This window comes from Mesotoga sp. HF07.pep.5.2.highcov (genome assembly GCF_003666285.1).
Classification (GTDB): Bacteria; Thermotogota; Thermotogae; order Petrotogales; family Kosmotogaceae; genus Mesotoga; species Mesotoga prima.
This window is the reverse complement of record NZ_JFHJ01000253.1, coordinates 1-17162: the sequence shown is the minus strand read 5'-3', so window position 1 is coordinate 17162 and position 17162 is coordinate 1. Positions and strand designations below refer to the sequence as shown.

Genomic DNA, 17162 nt, shown 5'->3' with positions numbered 1-17162 from the left:
CTGCCTGAAAACTATCCCGTCTTTGATGTAAAGCTTATCGTGGTATTCGCCTCCTCGAAGGCTCACATCGGGATTTCCAATGAATATACCCTTAACTGAGGGAATCGCCATGAAGTGTTTCCCGATTCTCGAATCAAGTCTTTCATAGAGACTGCCGTATCCTCCGGTCCCCGCCGGTATTCCATCGGCGATTACAACAAATTTCCCCCCAAGTGTTTCCCCAAGCTCGCTTGCCGTATCGATCTCCTTCAACATCTCCCGGTAGGCGATTTCGTCGTGGCAAAACACCGGAGATCCACGATCCCTCGAAATCCATTCTGTCCCTGTGGGACGTTCACAGCTGACCTTTCCGATCGCTATGACTGAGCTGCACAAGCTAATTCCAAGCTCTTGAAGAATCTGAGACGCGACTGAGCCGATCGCCGTAAGGGCTGCAGTCCATCTTGCACTGCTTCGCTCTGCATAAATCGCCAGATCATTCAGTTTGTATCTAGTCCACGCAGCATAATCGGAATGTCCGGGCCTTGGAATGCTTCTCACGCTCTTCTCGGCACTGGAAACCTTGTTCTCTATCTCAATCAAAAGAGGGGCACCAGTCGTAAGATCCTTCCAAAGACCCGACTTCACGATTGCCCTATCCTCTTCGCCCTTCATCCTCTGTCCCCTGCCATAGCCCTTCTGCCTTCGTTGAAGCTGTCTATCTATCTTTTCGATCGAAAGAGAGACACCAGACGGCAACTCCTCGATAACCCCGAAGACGCCGCTGCCATGAGAGTCTCCGGCTACGGTAAACTTCATCGCACCACTTCCCAGAACGTCTTTTCGAAGACATCGCCTGAAGGCAGACCCCATATTTTGAGATTCTCGAGAGCCTGGTGAAGCAGCATTTCTCTTCCGTCAAGAACTGTTTCTACTCCGCAGTTGTGTGAAAGCTCAATCAAGGGCGTCTTCCAGTAGATCAAATCGTAAACGAGGCTCTTACCGGCAAGTTCTTTTGAGGTGATTCCCGTTTCCTCTCCGTTCATTCCAAGAGAGGAAGCGTTGACTATGCTCATGCTCCTCGAAGCAACCTCTCTGATTGACTCAAATGGAAAGACAGATATTTCAAACCGCCCCAGTATCTCGAACTCTTCTTTAATCTTTTCCGCCCTGGAAAGCGTTCTGTTAAGCAGCTCTATCCTCTTAACGCCCGCTTTCCTCAAGAAGAAAATCACTGCCCTCGCAGCACCCCCTGCTCCAATAATCATTACGGGCTCCTCTATTGATCTCTCGAGCAAAGGCTTGCCGAAACCTACCCAGTCCGTGTTATATCCCCTTCTCTCGAAGACACAGTTTATTGCCGAAAGCGGAGGTTCAACCTGGCTTACCACGTGAGCGGTAATCTTCTCCTTGAATGGAATAGTAACGTTGAACCCGTCGAAATGCTCTGCAACTGAAGTTATCTGTTCTGCAAATTCATCTGGAAGAATGTCAACTGCCTCGTAAGTTGCATCGATGCCCATTCTTTCGAAAAACCGTCCGTAAATGGCCGGCGATAAACTGTGGGAAACTGGATGTCCAATTATGCACAACTTCACTGACAAACCTCCTCTAGTGTTTTGAAGAACCCGGGAAAGGAAACATTGACTGCATTCGAGTTAGTTACTTCCACTCCTTCTCTGCTTAGCGGTCCGGCTAATGAGAATAGCATCGCAATCCTGTGATCACCATAAGAGTCGACCTTTCCTCCCGTTATTCTTTGAGGACCTTCCACACTAAAGCCGTCTTCATGTTCAAGGATTTCTACGCCAATTCTTCTGAAGTTCTGAACGGTAACGGATATCCTGTCCGACTCTTTCTTTCTCAGCTCCCCGGCGCCTCTCACAGTCGTTGTACCTTCCGCGAAAACTCCTGCAAGCGCAATCAGTGGGAGTTCATCAATCATTGAAGGAATCAAATCACTTCCGACTTCCACTCCTATAAGACGGGAAGATCTGGCTACGATTGTGCCCACCGGTTCTGGCAAGCTCTCTTCAACCTCCATCTCGATGTCTGCACCCATTTTGATAAGAAGCCTTAAGAACCCGGTCCTACCTTGATTCAGTCCGACTTCTCTAATAGTTACCTTGCCGTTTTCGTGAAGAACCGCCAGAGCTATCGGAAAGGCGGCCGATGAAACGTCCCCGGGAATCGAAAACCGGATCGGTAGAAGCTCGCTCTTTTCTACTTCAACTCTCTTATTACTTACAGTGATTTTGGCACCCATTGAGTGGAGTAGTCTCTCTGTGTGGTCCCTGCTGCAGTGTGGCTCAGTAACGGCCGTAGTACCTTCCGCTTGAATCCCCGCCAGCAAAATCGCACTCTTGACCTGAGCGCTGGCAACTGAGAGAGAATGCTCAGATCCGCTCAGCTTTCCACCAGTTATACACATTGGAAGAAGTGAATCCTGGCGGGCCGATATGCTTGCCCCCATCTCTTTCAAGGGTCTAACGACTCTCTCCATTGGCCTACCTGACAGAGAATCATCTCCAAAGAGAACGTGAAAACCTTCCTTTCCCGAAAGAACTCCGGCCATCAGTCTAGCGGTAGTCCCGGAATTCCCACAGTCAAGAGGCCTTAACGATTCTTTCCACGACGCCAAAGATATTTCCATTCTGTCGAAGCCGCCTCTGAAGTTCCCTCCAAGTTCGCCGATTATTCTAAACGTCCTCAGAGTGTCTTCGCTTTCAAGCAGGTTGTTGACGACACTAACGCCGCTACTCATAGAGCACATCATTAGAGCCCTGTGAGAAATCGATTTATCCGGAGGTACAGCAATTTCTCCGACAACTTTCTTTGAGGGTAATAATCTCATCTTTTCCTCCCAACCTATCAAGTGAGCGAAAGCTCTGTGGCATCGGCCAACTGTTCGAGACTATTCATAAGCTTTTCAAATTCGCCGAAACTGAGACTCTGTTTGCTGTCCGAAAGAGCCTTCTCCGGCCTTGGGTGAACCTCTACTTCGATACCATTTGCCCCGACAGCCAGAGCTGCTCTGGAAAGTGGTATTATCAAGTCTCTTCTCCCCGAGGCGTGGCTCGGATCCACGATGACCGGCAGAGGCGATTGCAGCTTTATTAGAGGTACGGCAGAGATGTCCAGCGTGTTCCGCGTGGCCGTCTCAAAGGTTCTGATTCCCCTTTCACAAAGGATTATCGACATGTTTCCCCTCGATGCAATGTACTCTGCTGAAAGGAGAAGCTCTTCGACCGTATTCATGAAGCCCTTCTTCAGAAGAATAGGCTTTCTCTTTTCGGCCACTTTCTGTATAAGCTGAAAGTTCTGCGAGTTTCTCGCGCCAATTTGCAGTATGTCGCTCATTTCACTCACGGCTTCAAGCGTCCCTTCGCCAGTTACTTCGGTCACCGTCTTGAGGCCATAATGATCTGCGGCCTCTCTCAAGTATCTCAAGCCAATCTCTCCGAGACCTTGAAAAGAGTATGGGGAAGTCCTCGGCTTGAAGGCTCCCCCTCTAATTACCCTAACTCCCATTTCCGAAAGAAAGGCTGCGCTCTCTTCCATCATAGGTCGATCTTCAATCGCGCATGGACCGGCCATGACTATGAACTTGCCTTCTCCAACAGACAAATCCCCGATCTCCACTGAGATATCTTCACTGTGAAACTCTCTCGATACGAGCTTGAAAGGCTTAAGAACACGTACAACCTGCTCAACACATTCAAGAGCCTCAAAGCGTTCCACCGACATATATCGGTCGTCTCCAATCACACCTATTACCACTCTTTCCAATCCTCTGGAAACATGACAGCTGAGATTCAGACTCTCAGAAAGAGACTCCACTTGCTTAATCTCCTCTTCGCCGGTACCTCTCTTAAGAACGACTACCATCTCACCACCCCGCATTCCTGTTGAAAAAGAAAAGGGTCTCCGGATTGGAGACCCTTTCGTATCTTTCATCCGGAGTAAATGCAAGAAGCACTTACCCGGAGTTAATCACTCACAAGCAAATGCTTCTGTTGTTATAATAATAAGAATATGCATTTATCCAGGAAAACCTGAAGTCTATCATTTACTCAACTCCCCGCTGGTATGAAAGGATTCTACACTTTTGTCTTCTACCGTGTCAAATCCTAAAGCTACAATTCGATCTCTAATTAGAAGAAGTTCTGACTTACAGGTTACAATATCAAGGACAGATGATCACTCACCGGAAGAGCCCCTGTCACTTCTATCTTTCACCCAAGAAAATCTAACCTTTGTATGAGTATTCCTGATCTACAATGTACTCTCTAAACCCCAGAGCGCGAGAAACCTTAAGCGATCCATAGTTCAAGACGTTATGCCTGTACTGAATCAATTTTTTGTTTATGACAGCCCACTCGCTTGCTCTAGAACCAAGAGCCTTGCCCAGACCGAGCTCTCTGAAATCAGGCATCGTAATTATACCGATATCTGCAATTTCATCCCAGACAATTATGCTGGAAACCGCAACGATTTCGTCTTCGTACAGGGCTCCGAAAACGGCAACATGATCAAGCTCTACAAACCCCTCGGCCAGATCCTCCCTGGTGCACTGGTTTCTGAAGCGATAGAATGCCGTTCTGTCCCCTTGATTGAGCCTTCTTACACTGAACTCGGCGGGCGGGTAAAAAGGAACGTAATTTGAAGGATTGAGATATTTGATGGAAGTCTTCTTCAAAAGAAGAAACGAGTCTCGAATCAAATCGGCCAAATAATCGCCGGGATTCTCATCCTGGGTTTCTATAGACTTGAAAACATCTTCTAGCAAGGGATCGTATAAGATGACTGTCTGCCTTTCAAAGCTCAGTTGCTCGATCCCGCCCTTTCCTCTCTTGCTCTCATCGGGAAAAAAGAAATACGTTCCAAGAAAAAATCTATCGGATGAAAAACCCAATCGTTTTGACCATGCTTCAATTATTGCCCTTTTCAGATCTTCCTCTCTCAATTTCTTTTCCTCCATTTCTTCAGTCGAGCTCACAAGGGTAGGGATTCTTTGCATAAAAAAACCGACCTAAGTCGGTTTTTATAAGTTCATACACGAATCACCATAATTAGACCAAAAGCCATTTCAACAAGAAGGATAATTAAATTGGTGAACGTGAATGACTTGTCCACAAACATTGATAAAATCCGTGTTGCAGCGATGAACAAATAAACTATTCCCAGAAAAATGAAGGCAATCGTTGAGCCAAGGAGAATTATTGGAGCCACTCCCAGCCCTATAAAGGTTCCCCCCATAATAGTCTTTACCTCGGTTCTCCCTCTTGAATTGCCGGTCGAAAACTCGGCAAGTTTTGCGTAGGATTCAGGTCTCAATACTATATACACACCGGTTACGGCAGTTAGAACCGCAACTATAAAACGAATAATGGTGAAAGCTATTTTCATCGCCCCCTAGATTATGGATATATTCTAGCAATTATTTATGTTCCGTAGTATTACCTGCGGATAAAGAACACCCTGAAAAATATGACGAGATAGACAAGGTTGCTCCAAACGGGAGTAAACACCGAGACCGCAATACCGAGCAAAGGAACAATTACATGAAAGATATAGACTTTTCTATAGTAGATTAAATTTGAATCATCTATTGCATCTTCACGGATCAGATCCTTGTTATTCATCAGATACTGCCACTGAACTAGAGCGATTGTCTCAAGTATCAAGATATCTAAGTGGAAGAGCACCTCTGCAAATTCATACTCGCCGTAATCTCCCAAAAGGGATGTAGTGAAAGGAATCGTTGTGACGAAAAAGAGATTGAGCATGTTGAGCCAAAGGTGTTTGTAATCGGTCTTATTCAGAATGTGTGTTCTCCTTATAGTCGAGATCCAGATCGATCCAATAACGAAGAAGGATATGAAGTAGCTCAAAAACTGATAACCCTTGCTCATGATGTTCTGAACAAGTTCGCTTTGGCTCGTGACCTGACTTCTGTTTGGTACTTCGAGTGATAGGACGAGAATAGTCATGGCAATGGCAAAAACACCATCGGTAAGTGCCTCCAGCCTGTTAATACGTATTTCCGAACCGGGGCTTTCTCTTTTCAAGATAACTCCATTCTAATAGGCTATTCCAACTCTCTTCTGAGAGTACTCAGAGGTGAACAACTGTTTGAAGGCAAATTCAGCGACATCCTGAACCGAAATCTTCACTCCATTTTCTGGAAGGAAATCGGCAGAAACCCTGTAACTCTGGTTGCCCTCCGAAAAAGTCATGAATGGAGGACATACGACAACCCAATCCAGTTCAGAAGTCTTGAGGATTTCGAACGCGTCCAGAAATTCTCTTGAAGATTTTTTCAGGTACTGAGGATAGTTGGGAGAATCGAGCCTTAGCTCTCTAGGGGAAAGCTGAAGAATCCCGGAATTCGCGATCGTGACTATCTTGTTTACCTCGGTTTCTCTTGCACCACTGACAATATTTCTCATAGCTACTGCCAGGGTATCGTTGACACTGCCCGAATTGTCTGGACCGAGGGCACTGATTATGGCATCCTGACCTCTTATTGCGTCCCTTACACTCTGACTGTTGAAGACGTCCCCCTGGAAGATCCTAAGATTCTCTTTTCTTACGGTCAACTTTGAAACGTCTCCAACGAAGACTGTGACTATATGATTTTCGCCTAAGGCCCTATCTAGAATGACCCTCCCCACTCTTCCGGTACCACCAAAGATAATTATCTTCAAGGCAGTTTACCCCCTTTCAACTATCTCTATAACAATAATATAGTCTCTCATGTCCAAAACCAAATGGATATAGTGAATGCGAATCTAATATTTGAAAACGGAAAGCCATTAATTCTAGACATGAGGCTCATAATTATCCTTTCAATTATACATCGACTGAAATCGTCCTAATTAGACGTGATTACAGTCTCAAATTTCTGCTCTATCAGCGGTTCTAAGAACGACATCTCGGATTAATTCGGTTATAATTTATCTAATACAGGCTACTACGGAGGTAATGACTTTGACCCTTATCGATGTAGGTCGTTTTTTTACAATTCTGGGAATAATCGGGCTTGTGATCTTGACACTCTGCCTGGCTGGATTCGACGGCTACGAGAGTAAGACACTCTATGCCAGAGATTCGGGAAACAGCTTTGCCACCGTCTCACTCAGGCCGGGTCAGCAGCTTATAGCGCGAATGGACAAAAAAGTTATGATCGGCAACAACGCATATCTGGTAGTGGAAAGGGACGGGAAAGAAGTCGCCAGTCTCGCCGATGATTGGGAAGAAACGAAAAATGAATTGATCTTTGAAGGCGATGGTGAATACAATCTGAAGGTCATTTTTGAGGACTCTTCCGCAGACAGGAGAAGCGCCGAGATTGAAATAAAATGGTTGATCGCGAAATGATGAAGTTCATTGTGATCGATTTTCGGGAGTAGTAAATGAGTGAAGCAGAAGCAGTGAAGCTGAGCAATAACGGGCCGGTAACTACGAAGAGTCTTATCTCCAGTCTTAAACAACTTGGAGTCAAAAGGGGAATGGTATTGCTAGTACATTCTTCCCTGAGCAGACTGGGCTGGGTCTGTGGCGGTGCTGTTGCCGTAGTAAAGGCACTTGAAACAATTCTAGACGAGGATGGAACTCTTGTTATGCCGGCTCATTCCGGAGATCTAAGCGAGCCATCTAACTGGACAAATCCCCCTGTTCCAGAGAGCTGGTTCGACCCAATTAGAAGGACAATGCCTCCCTTCAACAGGGTCGAAACCCCCACCAGAGGAATGGGTGTAATCCCCGAGACCTTTAGAAAGATGAAGGGTGTCATCAGGAGCGATCACCCCCAGGTTTCTTTCGTTGCGAGAGGCAAGAGAGCCTCTTACATAGTAGATAACCACGAACTGGAGTTTGGAATGGGAGAGGGATCGCCTCTGGCCAGATTGTATGATCTCAATGCTTACATATTGCTCCTGGGGGTGAGCCATCGGAATAACAGCTCTTTACATCTTGCAGAGTACCGCGCCGATTTTCCATCGAGAAAACTTTGCAAAGATGGAGCCCCTATAATTGAAAACGGAAAGAGAGTCTGGAGAGAGTTCATCGACTATGAGCTTGAAACGGAAGACTTTGAAACGATAGGAAAAACTTTCGAAGAAGCCTTCCCAACAACTGTCAATAGGGGAGTGGTTGGATATGGAAAAGCAGTCTTAATTCCCCAAGTAGAACTGGTAGATTTCGCGGTCGAATGGATGACAAAGAACAGGAAATAAGACCGCGAACTATTGATTTTTTTTCAAAAGATGGACCGATCTACCTCAGTTTGAAGAATAGTTTATAATGTAGGAGATATAAGGAAGGAGGAGAAAGATGACCAAACTCGTACTGGTAAGACACGGAGAAAGCACATGGAACAAAGAGAACCGTTTCACCGGCTGGACCGATGTTGATCTCTCCGAAAAGGGAAGAGAGGAAGCAGAGAATGCGGGGAAGGTGCTGAAGGCCGATGGATACGATTTCGATCTTGCCTACACTTCAGTTCTGAAGAGGGCAATAAGAACCCTTTGGTACATAATGGACGAAATGGATCTCATGTGGATTCCGGTGATCAAGGACTGGAGACTGAACGAGAGACACTATGGAGCCCTCCAGGGCCTTAACAAAGCTGAGACCGCCGCAAAACACGGCGAAGAACAGGTGAAGATCTGGAGGAGGAGCTATGATATTCGGCCGCCTGCGCTCGAAGAGAGTGACGAGAGATTTCCAGGTCACGACCCGAAATACCGGTCTCTTTCAGACGAGGAACTCCCCAGAACCGAATGTCTTAAGGACACAGTGGCAAGATTCCTGCCACTTTGGAAAAATGAGATATCCACACAGATAAAGTCTGGAAAGAAAGTGCTGATAGTTGCCCACGGAAATAGCCTTAGGGCACTTGTCAAGTATCTGGACAATATCCCAGACGAGGAGATCGTAGGATTGAACATTCCGACCGGAATACCTTTAGTCTATGAACTGGATGACGATCTAAAACCAATAAAGCACTATTATCTGGGCGACCCCGAAGAGATTGCAAAGGCACAACAGGCCGTCGCTAATCAGGGGAAAGCAAAGTGATATCCTTCAAGATAAAAAGAAGCTACCCTAAAGGTAGCTTCTTCTATTTGTAGTGTTTCTTATTCCTTTCTCAAATTCATTAGAGCATTTTCAGCCGCTAAAGTTAACGGATAGCTAGTAGGGGCAGCCGTGAGTAGTGGATGGGAACCGATTTGCATCGTGAGGAAATCGTTCACGGTTATTCCTTTCTGCAAACCTAGCCCGATAATATTGATCATTTCTCCGACACTCTTTCCGCCTGCCATCTGGGCTCCAAGAAGAATCCCGCTCTCCTTGGAGAAGACCATCTTGACAAAGATTTCCGACTTGTCGGGAAGCGAACCGGGATGTCTGTCTATTCCCTTTGCAACCCCGACCACGTAATCAAAATTCTCCATCTTTGCTGTACACTCAGTAAGACCTGCAGCAGCGACCGTAAGCCCGGCCACCGAAGTGGAGAACACTCCAAGATTTCCGTGATTCTCCCTTACCATCTTTAGGCTGAAAAGATTCGAACCAGCCACTCTTGCCTCAAAAGCAGCTGTGGAGGCCAGCATCAGTCTACTGGGCTTTCTCGTGAAGAAGCACTTGTGTTCGACGCAGTCACCGGCTGCAAAGACGTCTTGAACACTGGTTCTCATGTATTCATCGGCCCAGATTCCACCGGTTATACCCCTGTGAACGGGGATGTTCTCCAGAAGCTTCACGTTCGGCCTGTACCCTATTGAAAGTATCACCATATCTGCTTCGATCTCTTCACCATTGTCAAGTACGACTCCGGAGACCTTGTCTTCTCCTTTGATCTCACACAGCTTCATCCCGGTGCGCAGTTTCGTGCCTTTCTTTTCAAGTCTTTCGCTTACCATGGTTCCGAATTCCTTGTCAAAGGCCGCCATCAATATCTGGTCAACGGCCTCGACCAGATAGACTTCTTTGCCGTCGGAGAGGATCTCGTCTGAAACCTCAACTCCTATAAAACCTCCACCAACAACCACTACTTTCTTCGCCGATTTGGCGGCAGCGTATACACTCTTCAGATACTCTTTGTCCTTGGCTATGGTAAAGACACCAGGAAGCTTGCTGCCCTTTATTGGAGGAAATATCGGTTGTGAACCAGTGGCGATAACCAGCTTCTCATATTCGATAGACTCCCCACCGGAGAGCTTAACCATTTTGGAATCAGTGCTGATCTCATCAACTTCATCGAAAATAAAATCGATTCCCAGATCCTCAGCGCCTTTAATAGGCATGGTATTGGCATCTACAGTCGGAAGAGTATGGAATATGTAGGGAATTCCACAGGGGACTACTCCTTCACGTTCCCTTCTAATAACCACAATGCTCTTGTCGGGATAGGTCTTCTTTGCCGTCGTCGCCGTGACGATTCCGGCGGGACCTCCTCCCACTATTACTACGTCCTTTTTCATGTAACACCTCCAGATAGGATAAGATATATGCTCAGAACATATATTATATTAACACACTTTACGTACTAGAATGGAGCGGGAGGGCGAAAAATGGGTCTGGCCGAAAGAGTCATGGAACTTGGAAAAAAGCTGTTCAGAATACAAAACGTGGATGGTAGTGGCCCGATGGCCTTCGATTCATCTCCAGGGCTGTATATTCACGTGCCATTTTGCCCGGAGTTTTGCAGCTTCTGCCCCTACAACAAAATCAAATACGACTCTAAACTGACAAACAAATACTTGACGGCTTTGAAGCGCGAATCCGAACTACAGAGAGTTGGACAATTCAGTTCCATATACATAGGGGGCGGGACACCTTCTTATGACCTGGACCTTCTAAAGGGAGTCGTCTCCCATTTCAGGGAAATGACTGATGGCGAAATCGCTCTTGAAATCCACCCGGCAGATGTCTCCAGCAAGAGGCTTGAGGAAATAAGAGAGACTGGCGTTAACTTCGTTAGTCTCGGGATCCAATCCTTCGACGATTTCACTTTGAACTCGATGGGGCGAAGGAGACAGGATTCCGTCGTTTCGCTGAATTCGATAGCCGCGACTACTTCGGCGGGCTTTGACTTTGTTGACGTTGACTTGATCTTCGATTACCAGCTTGCGCGGAGAAGAATCGTAGAGGATCTTGAGACGGCTATTTCTTACGGCCCGGAACAGGTATCAGTCTATCCAATGATGCGTTTCGCAGATACGGCGTACAAAAACACTAAGAACGATCCCGAGAAGGAACTCGAGATTCTGGAAGAACTGGAAAACGTCGCTCTCTCAAAAGGTTATATTAGGGACTCACTCTGGACCTTCAAGAAGAGAAACGAAGGAAGAAAATACAGCTCTGTTTCACGCGAGTTCTTTATGGGAATTGGCACGAGCGCTTCTTCCTTTAATGGAAAGGAGTTTCGAACCAACACCTTTTCGCTCGATGAATACTACTCATTTCTCGATTCTGGAAAGCTTCCTGTCAGTAAGACAATCAAAATGGTGAAGTTTTCAGCGATTCTTTATTACTCTTTCTGGGCACTTTACGGTGGTCAACTAGATCTCCGCCGTCTTGAAGAACACTTCGGAAGGCTTCCGGTGAGGATGAGATATCTCCTTCACTCCGCAATAGCAAGGGGATATTTCCAAAGAGAGGAGGGCATCGTCAAACCAACCAGAATCGGCACGAGAAAACTGCACATAGTAGAAGAGTGGCTGACCTATAGCTTCATTGATCGCATATGGAGCGATTTGAGAAACAAAGCGAGAAATCACTCCGCTTCTGGCGAATCACTGGTGTAAAAGCTTTCAGGATCTTCGAAAGAGAGTCTGCCTGCCTTCCCGGCAGCGACCTCCCTGAGAAAAGTGTGGGCTCCTCTGGTAGTGTCGAGCGCCCCCTGTTTGGCAAGATAGTTTCTTCTTCTGCAGAACTTCTCGACAAACTCTTCTTGATTGGAGAATTCCTCACCGAGGTAATCCTCGAGGAGACCTTTCCCATACCTCTCGACAATTAGGGCAAGCACCCTTTCGAAGGCGTCAAGAGGGTCAAACTTCTCGTACGGTAGGGAACCAACCGCAAGAAGCTTCGTAGTTATGTGTGGAGATCGGAGATCTGAATATAGTATCCCCGGCGTGTCGAGAACTGCTATACTCTCCGAGACGTTTATCCACTGGACCCCTCGAGTTATTCCCGGCCTATTTCCAACGGCCAGTGATTTCTTGCCTTTGAGTCTGTTGATAAATGTCGACTTCCCAACGTTGGGCATTCCTACAACCATGAATCTCTTTTCGTAGAATCTGCTTTTCAATAACGGTACTATTTCTCTTATAATGAACTGCTTTGCGTCGGTCGATCTCAGCGAGGCTTCGACAACGTCACTTCCCTCTGACTTGAAATAGTCTCTCCACATCGAAGTGATCTTCGGATCGGCGAGATCGGATTTGTTTAGAACGACAATGCGCTGTTTCTTTTGAAACAATTTCTCTGCTTCATAGGCTCTGCTCGAAAGAGGGATTCTCGCATCGAGCAGCTCGACTATTCCATCAACCGATTTTATGTAATTCTGAATCTGTCTTTTTGCCTTCTGTATATGTCCCGGATAAAACATCTTATAACCTCCAGCGTGGATTATATCACGGTTCGGACAAGCGTTATCGGGTTGATATAATATATATGTACTTCAAAACAACACAACGATTGAATGGAGGAAAGTACATTGCGTACAAACAAAGCTTCTGTAGTGAAGATCTCGGTAAGCGGAGAAGTTGCCCATCCCTTGAGGAGAAGCCCCTTCAGACTGGAAGTCGATGGGACTCCCAGACTCTTTCCCGGCACTGGTGGAATAACCTATAACTTCGCTCTTGGGGACAGCGCATTCAAGATGGTGGGCGACCATGTTGAACCGGATGTTTCTACGAAGAACCCGGACAACGACAAAAACGCGGCATATGTCGGCTATTCCTGTATCGGCAATTCGGCCACTTTGATCAGCGGAGATGCAAAAGGGGAGAAGGGAATAGTAATAGGCAAACATGGCGGCATAAATCATGTCTTGATTCACTTCAAAGAAGACATAAAGAAGAAGATGGCGATTGGAGACAAGATACAGGTTGTCGGATTCGGCCAAGGATTGGTGCTTGAGGACTATCCTTCGATAAGGGTTTACAATATCGATCCAGAACTTCTCGATAGAATTCCCGTTGGAGAAGGAGATGGAAAGATCCACTTTCCAGTTAGGGCAATAGTACCGGGCTATCTCATGGGTTCCGGCTCAGGATCGGGAGATCCTTCCGGCGGAGACTACGACATCATTACAAATGACAGGGCACTCATAAAGAAAGTCGGTCTCGACAGGCTAAGAATAGGCGATTTTGTAGCCCTTGAGAACCACAACGATTCTTTCGGACTTGGAGGTTATATGGAGGGCTCCGTTACTATCGGAGTAGTTGTGCACGGAGACTGTATAATTACCGGTCACGGCCCCGGCGTAACGGTAGTAATGGCGGACGGCAAGGGCATAATAATCCCGGAAATAAGCGAAAAATCTAACGTGATCGACTTCATCTGATAGTCTGGACAGAATTGCCGACATATTGAATGGAGGAGAAGATGAGCGGATTCAGACCGGAAGTGTGGGTTCCTAGCAAGGAACTCGTATCTCGGGAATCTCTGAGCAGAATGATCGAAAAGCTAGACAGGATTAATGCCTTCAGGGCTTACATACAGGTTGTTAATCGCGCCGATTCTTACTACTCCTCAAATATGCTCCCTCCCGCCGAAGAATTAGTTCAAGACTTTGATGCACTTCAGATGACCATAGAAAAGGCTTGCGGAAGGGAGTTCAAGATTTCGGCATGGATGAACGTTAACCTTGTTTGGGGTTTTGGAAAGCAAAGACCCCTTTCCGAAAAGCATGTATTGAACAGGAGACCGGAATGGATCACCGTAGACGAGAGCGGCAATTCTATGCTTGAGTGTTCATCTAGCAATTTAGAAGAAGTATTCGGGCCGTACATAGATCCCGGTATCCCAGATGTGAGAGAATTCACTGCCCAAATTGCTTCGGAAATTTCAAATTACGATGTGGAAGAGGTTCATCTTGACTTCATAAGGTACCCATTCAAGAGCTTCGGCTACAATCCGCTTGCTCTCGCTGAATACAGAAAGTGGCTCAATCGAGAGGAACTTATCGAAAGTAAGGACACCTTCTTTCGCTTCAGAATCTATTCCATCACGAGACAGGTCTCGATGATCTCCGAAGTCGTAAGAGCCAAAGGGAAAAAGTTATCCTGTGCGGTCTACGATGATTATTCAGAAAGAGCTGTAAGTGAGCGTCTGCAACCCTGGAAAGAGTGGTTGAAGAGCGGGTTGATTGATTCGGCCGTCGTTATGGCATATGGAAAGGAACCGGATGAAGTGATCACCAGGATAGAGAAGATCCGCAGTCTTCATGGATCGCTGAAAGATATTAGAATCGGACTTGGAGCTTTCAATTACACAGGTCGATGGGACGAGTTCGCTGAACTGATCAAGAGGGTTCAGAAGCTAAGACCGGACGACATCACGCTTTTCGCCCTTGGCTCAGTTGATGAAGAACTTCGCAAAAAGTTAAGGGCGCTTTAGAAATTTGAAAGTGAGGCGATTGAAATGCGTAAAGCACTGCTAGTCGTAGATGTTCAGAACGACTTCTATGAAACCGGCGCACTGCCCGTAAACGATGCGAGCAAGATCAACACAGTGGTAAACAGAACAATGAAAGACCCCGTGTACAAGGTGATAGTTGCGAGCCAGGACTGGCATCCGTCGAATCACATGAGCTTTGCGGTCAATCATGGGAAAGACCCTTTTACACCGTTTGACAACGGAAAAGGGATCGGCCCCGTTTTGTGGCCTGTTCACTGTCAACAGGGAAGTCATGGAGCAGAGTTTCATCAAGACATAGAGAGTTGGCGCTTCGACTATATAGTAAGAAAGGGGACTCACCCCCACGTCGACAGCTACTCGATTTTCAGAGAGAACGATGGAACACAGCTTGGAACCGACGGACTTCTCAAGGCACTTGGAATCGAGGAACTGGACATTTGCGGGCTTGCTCTTGACTACTGCCTAAAATATACCGTTCACGATGCCCTCCTGGCAGGCTTGAAGATAAACGTAATAATGAACGGAACAAAAGGGGTTGAGGCTAACCAGGGCGATGTTCAGAGAACACTAGAGGAATTCAGGAACGCGGGAGTGGAATTGATTGAGAGATGAGTTGTAAGACCGGGGTTGGGGGTAGCAGGTAGGGGGTTGGAAAGAGCGAAAAATCAGTTGCAAGATGCAAGTTCCAAGTTGCAAGTAAAAAGACCTAACAAGACGGGTCTCGTCTCGAGTCTGGGGTTTCGTGAACAAAACCGGGTCACCAGTTCAAGGTTTTGCTGCAACTTAGGAAGTTATCCAAACATCGACTTTCGGAAGCTCCTCACTCTGTCATCCCGAACTTGTTTCGGGATCTGGATTTGATCTTCTCGGTAGGTACGAAGGACCGTTGACGGATAACGTGGTTTTTAGCAGCGTTCATCCGCTCTTTCCCCGTGAAGCGGGCATTGCGACCTGGGCAGTTCTTGCCCAGCCTTGCGTCCACTGATGCTCCTCAGTGCATTGCGTCCCGGCACGATCTTTGCCGGCATTGCGTCCAATGTTCTATAAGTGCATCACTTCCCTGCGGAGTCGACCTTGCGTGGCCGATGCTTTTCGGCGCCTTGCGTCTAATCACAACAACATTACTCCCAGCTCTCGCTGATGACCGTAGACCGTTGACAGACAACTTTTATCAAGTCTCGTATATTGAAGTCACACTCTCGATAATGAGTTTTATCTACTTCTCTCTCTTACCCCTTAATCCAGACCAGGCTCTAACTTGGTTTTTTCCGAAACTCTTTTCTCTCTAATAGAGCATCTTTCTCACCTTTTCGAGAGCTATATCCTGGAGACCGTAGCCTTCGTACTCGTTTTTCATGAGATCTCGGTCTCCCTTGCCTGCCAGAAGAGAGTTGAGCCTCGCGGCCACAGTTGAATCGTTCAAAGCGAAGATGTCTTCGTAATATCTTAGAAGATCGTTTAGAATCTCCTTATCTCTCTGGAGGTAAAACTTGAGATGGTAATCCTCGGCTCTGTAGAACTCGGTCATCCGCGAGACTTCTGTGGCCGCCTTCCTGCCGGTTTCGTTCTCCTTCGAATCAATGAACATTTCAGCGGTCTCTTTCTGTTGTTCATTGTGATAGAGAATGAGAGACATATACTGAATCTTGTAATTCACATAAGGGTTGTGAGAAAGCCAAAAAAGCTCCAAAAGTTCTTCATAGGAGATTACTGAAGAATCAAACTGTATCTGAACTACCTCAGTGTGGTCTCCAAGAGAATAGTAGCTTGGATTAACCTTCGTGCCTCCTGCGTATCCAACGCTGGTCCTATATACTCCGCTTATCCCTCCAAATACCGCTTCAGAACCCCAGAAACAGCCTAATCCGAAGGTCGCGGTTTCTAGATTCTCTGGCAAATTAGCATCAACTACTGGTATTTCAGTACTGGCCATAGTAAACACTCCTATCAATGCGAGTAAAAACATTATTGTGACAATCCTTTTCATAAATACCTCCATGTAATTCTAGACAAATATTATCGGTCTTCTTATGACTATTTAGAATGGTTACAAGTTCAAGGCATGGGTTATCCGTCGGGCTGTTCACCGTTCACGAGAAGAGCCGCTGGCCGATTGCTAAGAGACGAAGGGAAGCTGGAAAGACCGGGGTTGGGGGTTGCGGGTTCGTGGTAGGAAGAGCAAGAGAAACTGGTTGACCGTTGAGCAGTTCTCCGTTCTCCGAATAAAAAACTTGTACTTCGTTCCAGAGCGAGGATCTGTTCTTCGTTCTTCGTCAAATCGTGAAGCAAGAGCATCCGGATTCCGACCTGGAGCTTTGTCGGAATGACGGAATCTATCCTTTTCGGAATAATCACTCGCTGTCATCCCGAACTTGTTTCGGGATCTGGGTTTTGGAGAAACCGTGGTTGGGGGTCGCGGTTCGTGGTAGGAAAAGCAAGAGAAACTGGTTGACCGTTGAGAGGTTCTCTGTTCGCCGAGGAGAGCCGCGAAGCAAGAGCATCCAGATTCCGACCAGGAGCTTTGT

Annotated in this window: 18 protein-coding genes; 7 read left to right on the top strand and 11 right to left on the bottom strand. The window is 46.6% G+C overall.

The genetic code is table 11. The annotated features are described in order from the left end of the window. From aroC to BG32_RS05275, 8 genes are all read right to left on the bottom strand, one after another. Positions 1 to 798: chorismate synthase (gene aroC / locus BG32_RS05310; protein WP_121526526.1), on the bottom strand; the 798-nt coding region annotated here is incomplete at its 3' end. Further along, a complete protein-coding gene (locus BG32_RS05305) occupies positions 795 to 1577 on the bottom strand; it encodes a shikimate dehydrogenase (protein WP_121526525.1) in 783 nt (260 codons plus the stop codon). The genes BG32_RS05305 and aroC, both read right to left, overlap by 4 nt. Next, on the bottom strand, positions 1574 to 2833 hold the full coding sequence (gene aroA, locus BG32_RS05300; RefSeq protein ID WP_121526524.1) for a 3-phosphoshikimate 1-carboxyvinyltransferase: 1260 nt from the start codon (positions 2831 to 2833) through the stop codon (positions 1574 to 1576). Before aroA ends, BG32_RS05305 begins: the two co-directional genes overlap by 4 nt. Before the next feature lie 17 nt (positions 2834 to 2850). Further along, positions 2851 to 3867: a 3-deoxy-7-phosphoheptulonate synthase gene (gene aroF, locus BG32_RS05295; RefSeq protein ID WP_006488399.1), complete on the bottom strand. Its 1017-nt coding sequence runs from the start codon at positions 3865 to 3867 to the stop codon at positions 2851 to 2853. Between the two features lie 361 nt (positions 3868 to 4228). Next, positions 4229 to 4945, bottom strand: coding sequence for a GNAT family N-acetyltransferase (locus BG32_RS05290; protein WP_121526523.1), 717 nt, complete (start codon positions 4943 to 4945; stop codon positions 4229 to 4231). An 86-nt stretch (positions 4946 to 5031) separates the two neighbouring features. Next, positions 5032 to 5388 (bottom strand): DUF4345 family protein, encoded by a 357-nt coding sequence (locus BG32_RS05285; RefSeq protein ID WP_121526522.1) that lies wholly within the window; start codon positions 5386 to 5388, stop codon positions 5032 to 5034. Positions 5389 to 5438: 50 nt separating this feature from the next. Further along, positions 5439 to 6050 (bottom strand): TMEM175 family protein, encoded by a 612-nt coding sequence (locus BG32_RS05280; RefSeq protein WP_121526521.1) that lies wholly within the window; start codon positions 6048 to 6050, stop codon positions 5439 to 5441. Between the two features lie 12 nt (positions 6051 to 6062). Further along, positions 6063 to 6689, bottom strand: coding sequence for an NAD(P)-dependent oxidoreductase (locus BG32_RS05275; RefSeq protein ID WP_099773092.1), 627 nt, complete (start codon positions 6687 to 6689; stop codon positions 6063 to 6065). 277 nt (positions 6690 to 6966) lie between these two features. Here BG32_RS05275 and BG32_RS05270 point away from each other — a divergent pair, with 277 nt between their 5' ends. From BG32_RS05270 to gpmA, 3 genes are all read left to right on the top strand, one after another. Continuing rightward, on the top strand, positions 6967 to 7362 hold the full coding sequence (locus BG32_RS05270) for a hypothetical protein (RefSeq protein ID WP_236609133.1): 396 nt from the start codon (positions 6967 to 6969) through the stop codon (positions 7360 to 7362). A 35-nt stretch (positions 7363 to 7397) separates the two neighbouring features. Continuing rightward, positions 7398 to 8219, top strand: coding sequence for an aminoglycoside N(3)-acetyltransferase (locus BG32_RS05265; protein WP_014731296.1), 822 nt, complete (start codon positions 7398 to 7400; stop codon positions 8217 to 8219). Between the two features lie 97 nt (positions 8220 to 8316). Beyond that, positions 8317 to 9063, top strand: a complete 747-nt coding sequence (gene gpmA, locus BG32_RS05260; protein WP_121526520.1) for a 2,3-diphosphoglycerate-dependent phosphoglycerate mutase — start codon at positions 8317 to 8319, stop codon at positions 9061 to 9063. A gap of 59 nt (positions 9064 to 9122) precedes the next feature. Here gpmA and BG32_RS05255 read toward each other — a convergent pair whose 3' ends face one another. Further along, positions 9123 to 10469, bottom strand: a complete 1347-nt coding sequence (locus BG32_RS05255) for an FAD-dependent oxidoreductase (protein WP_121526519.1) — start codon at positions 10467 to 10469, stop codon at positions 9123 to 9125. Positions 10470 to 10559: 90 nt separating this feature from the next. Here BG32_RS05255 and BG32_RS05250 point away from each other — a divergent pair, with 90 nt between their 5' ends. After that, positions 10560 to 11795, top strand: coding sequence for a radical SAM protein (locus BG32_RS05250; protein ID WP_121510264.1), 1236 nt, complete (start codon positions 10560 to 10562; stop codon positions 11793 to 11795). Here the strand turns inward: BG32_RS05250 and ylqF are convergent. After that, positions 11765 to 12601, bottom strand: coding sequence for a ribosome biogenesis GTPase YlqF (ylqF, locus tag BG32_RS05245; protein WP_121510263.1), 837 nt, complete (start codon positions 12599 to 12601; stop codon positions 11765 to 11767). The two genes, BG32_RS05250 and ylqF, sit on opposite strands and share 31 nt — an antisense overlap. Before the next feature lie 108 nt (positions 12602 to 12709). Here ylqF and BG32_RS05240 point away from each other — a divergent pair, with 108 nt between their 5' ends. The 3 genes from BG32_RS05240 to pncA are packed head-to-tail and all read left to right on the top strand — an operon-like array spanning position 12710 to position 15249. After that, entirely contained in the window at positions 12710 to 13561 is an 852-nt protein-coding gene (locus BG32_RS05240; RefSeq protein ID WP_014731295.1) for a DUF4438 domain-containing protein, read from the top strand. 41 nt (positions 13562 to 13602) lie between these two features. Continuing rightward, on the top strand, positions 13603 to 14616 hold the full coding sequence (locus tag BG32_RS05235) for a glycoside hydrolase family 10 protein (RefSeq protein WP_259459534.1): 1014 nt from the start codon (positions 13603 to 13605) through the stop codon (positions 14614 to 14616). Positions 14617 to 14640: 24 nt separating this feature from the next. After that, the gene (gene pncA, locus BG32_RS05230) at positions 14641 to 15249 is read left to right on the top strand and encodes a bifunctional nicotinamidase/pyrazinamidase (RefSeq protein WP_121510261.1); all 609 of its coding nucleotides are present in this window, start codon (positions 14641 to 14643) and stop codon (positions 15247 to 15249) included. A gap of 673 nt (positions 15250 to 15922) precedes the next feature. Here pncA and msrA read toward each other — a convergent pair. Further along, positions 15923 to 16624: a peptide-methionine (S)-S-oxide reductase MsrA gene (gene msrA / locus BG32_RS05220; protein WP_121526517.1), complete on the bottom strand. Its 702-nt coding sequence runs from the start codon at positions 16622 to 16624 to the stop codon at positions 15923 to 15925. Between the last annotated feature and the right edge of the window lie 538 nt (positions 16625 to 17162).

Excerpts from the sequence above, each read along its gene's own strand:
- aroA (WP_121526524.1), bottom strand. The coding sequence starts at position 2,833 with ATGAGATTATTACCCTCAAAGAAAGTTGTCGGAGAAATTGCTGTACCT.
- aroF (WP_006488399.1), bottom strand. The coding sequence starts at position 3,867 with ATGGTAGTCGTTCTTAAGAGAGGTACCGGCGAAGAGGAGATTAAGCAA.
- BG32_RS05285 (WP_121526522.1), bottom strand. The coding sequence starts at position 5,388 with ATGAAAATAGCTTTCACCATTATTCGTTTTATAGTTGCGGTTCTAACT.
- BG32_RS05270 (WP_236609133.1), top strand. The coding sequence starts at position 6,967 with ATGACTTTGACCCTTATCGATGTAGGTCGTTTTTTTACAATTCTGGGA.
- BG32_RS05265 (WP_014731296.1), top strand. The coding sequence starts at position 7,398 with ATGAGTGAAGCAGAAGCAGTGAAGCTGAGCAATAACGGGCCGGTAACT.
- gpmA (WP_121526520.1), top strand. The coding sequence starts at position 8,317 with ATGACCAAACTCGTACTGGTAAGACACGGAGAAAGCACATGGAACAAA.
- BG32_RS05255 (WP_121526519.1), bottom strand. The coding sequence starts at position 10,469 with ATGAAAAAGGACGTAGTAATAGTGGGAGGAGGTCCCGCCGGAATCGTC.
- BG32_RS05250 (WP_121510264.1), top strand. The coding sequence starts at position 10,560 with ATGGGTCTGGCCGAAAGAGTCATGGAACTTGGAAAAAAGCTGTTCAGA.
- ylqF (WP_121510263.1), bottom strand. The coding sequence starts at position 12,601 with ATGTTTTATCCGGGACATATACAGAAGGCAAAAAGACAGATTCAGAAT.
- BG32_RS05235 (WP_259459534.1), top strand. The coding sequence starts at position 13,603 with ATGAGCGGATTCAGACCGGAAGTGTGGGTTCCTAGCAAGGAACTCGTA.
- pncA (WP_121510261.1), top strand. The coding sequence starts at position 14,641 with ATGCGTAAAGCACTGCTAGTCGTAGATGTTCAGAACGACTTCTATGAA.
- msrA (WP_121526517.1), bottom strand. The coding sequence starts at position 16,624 with ATGAAAAGGATTGTCACAATAATGTTTTTACTCGCATTGATAGGAGTG.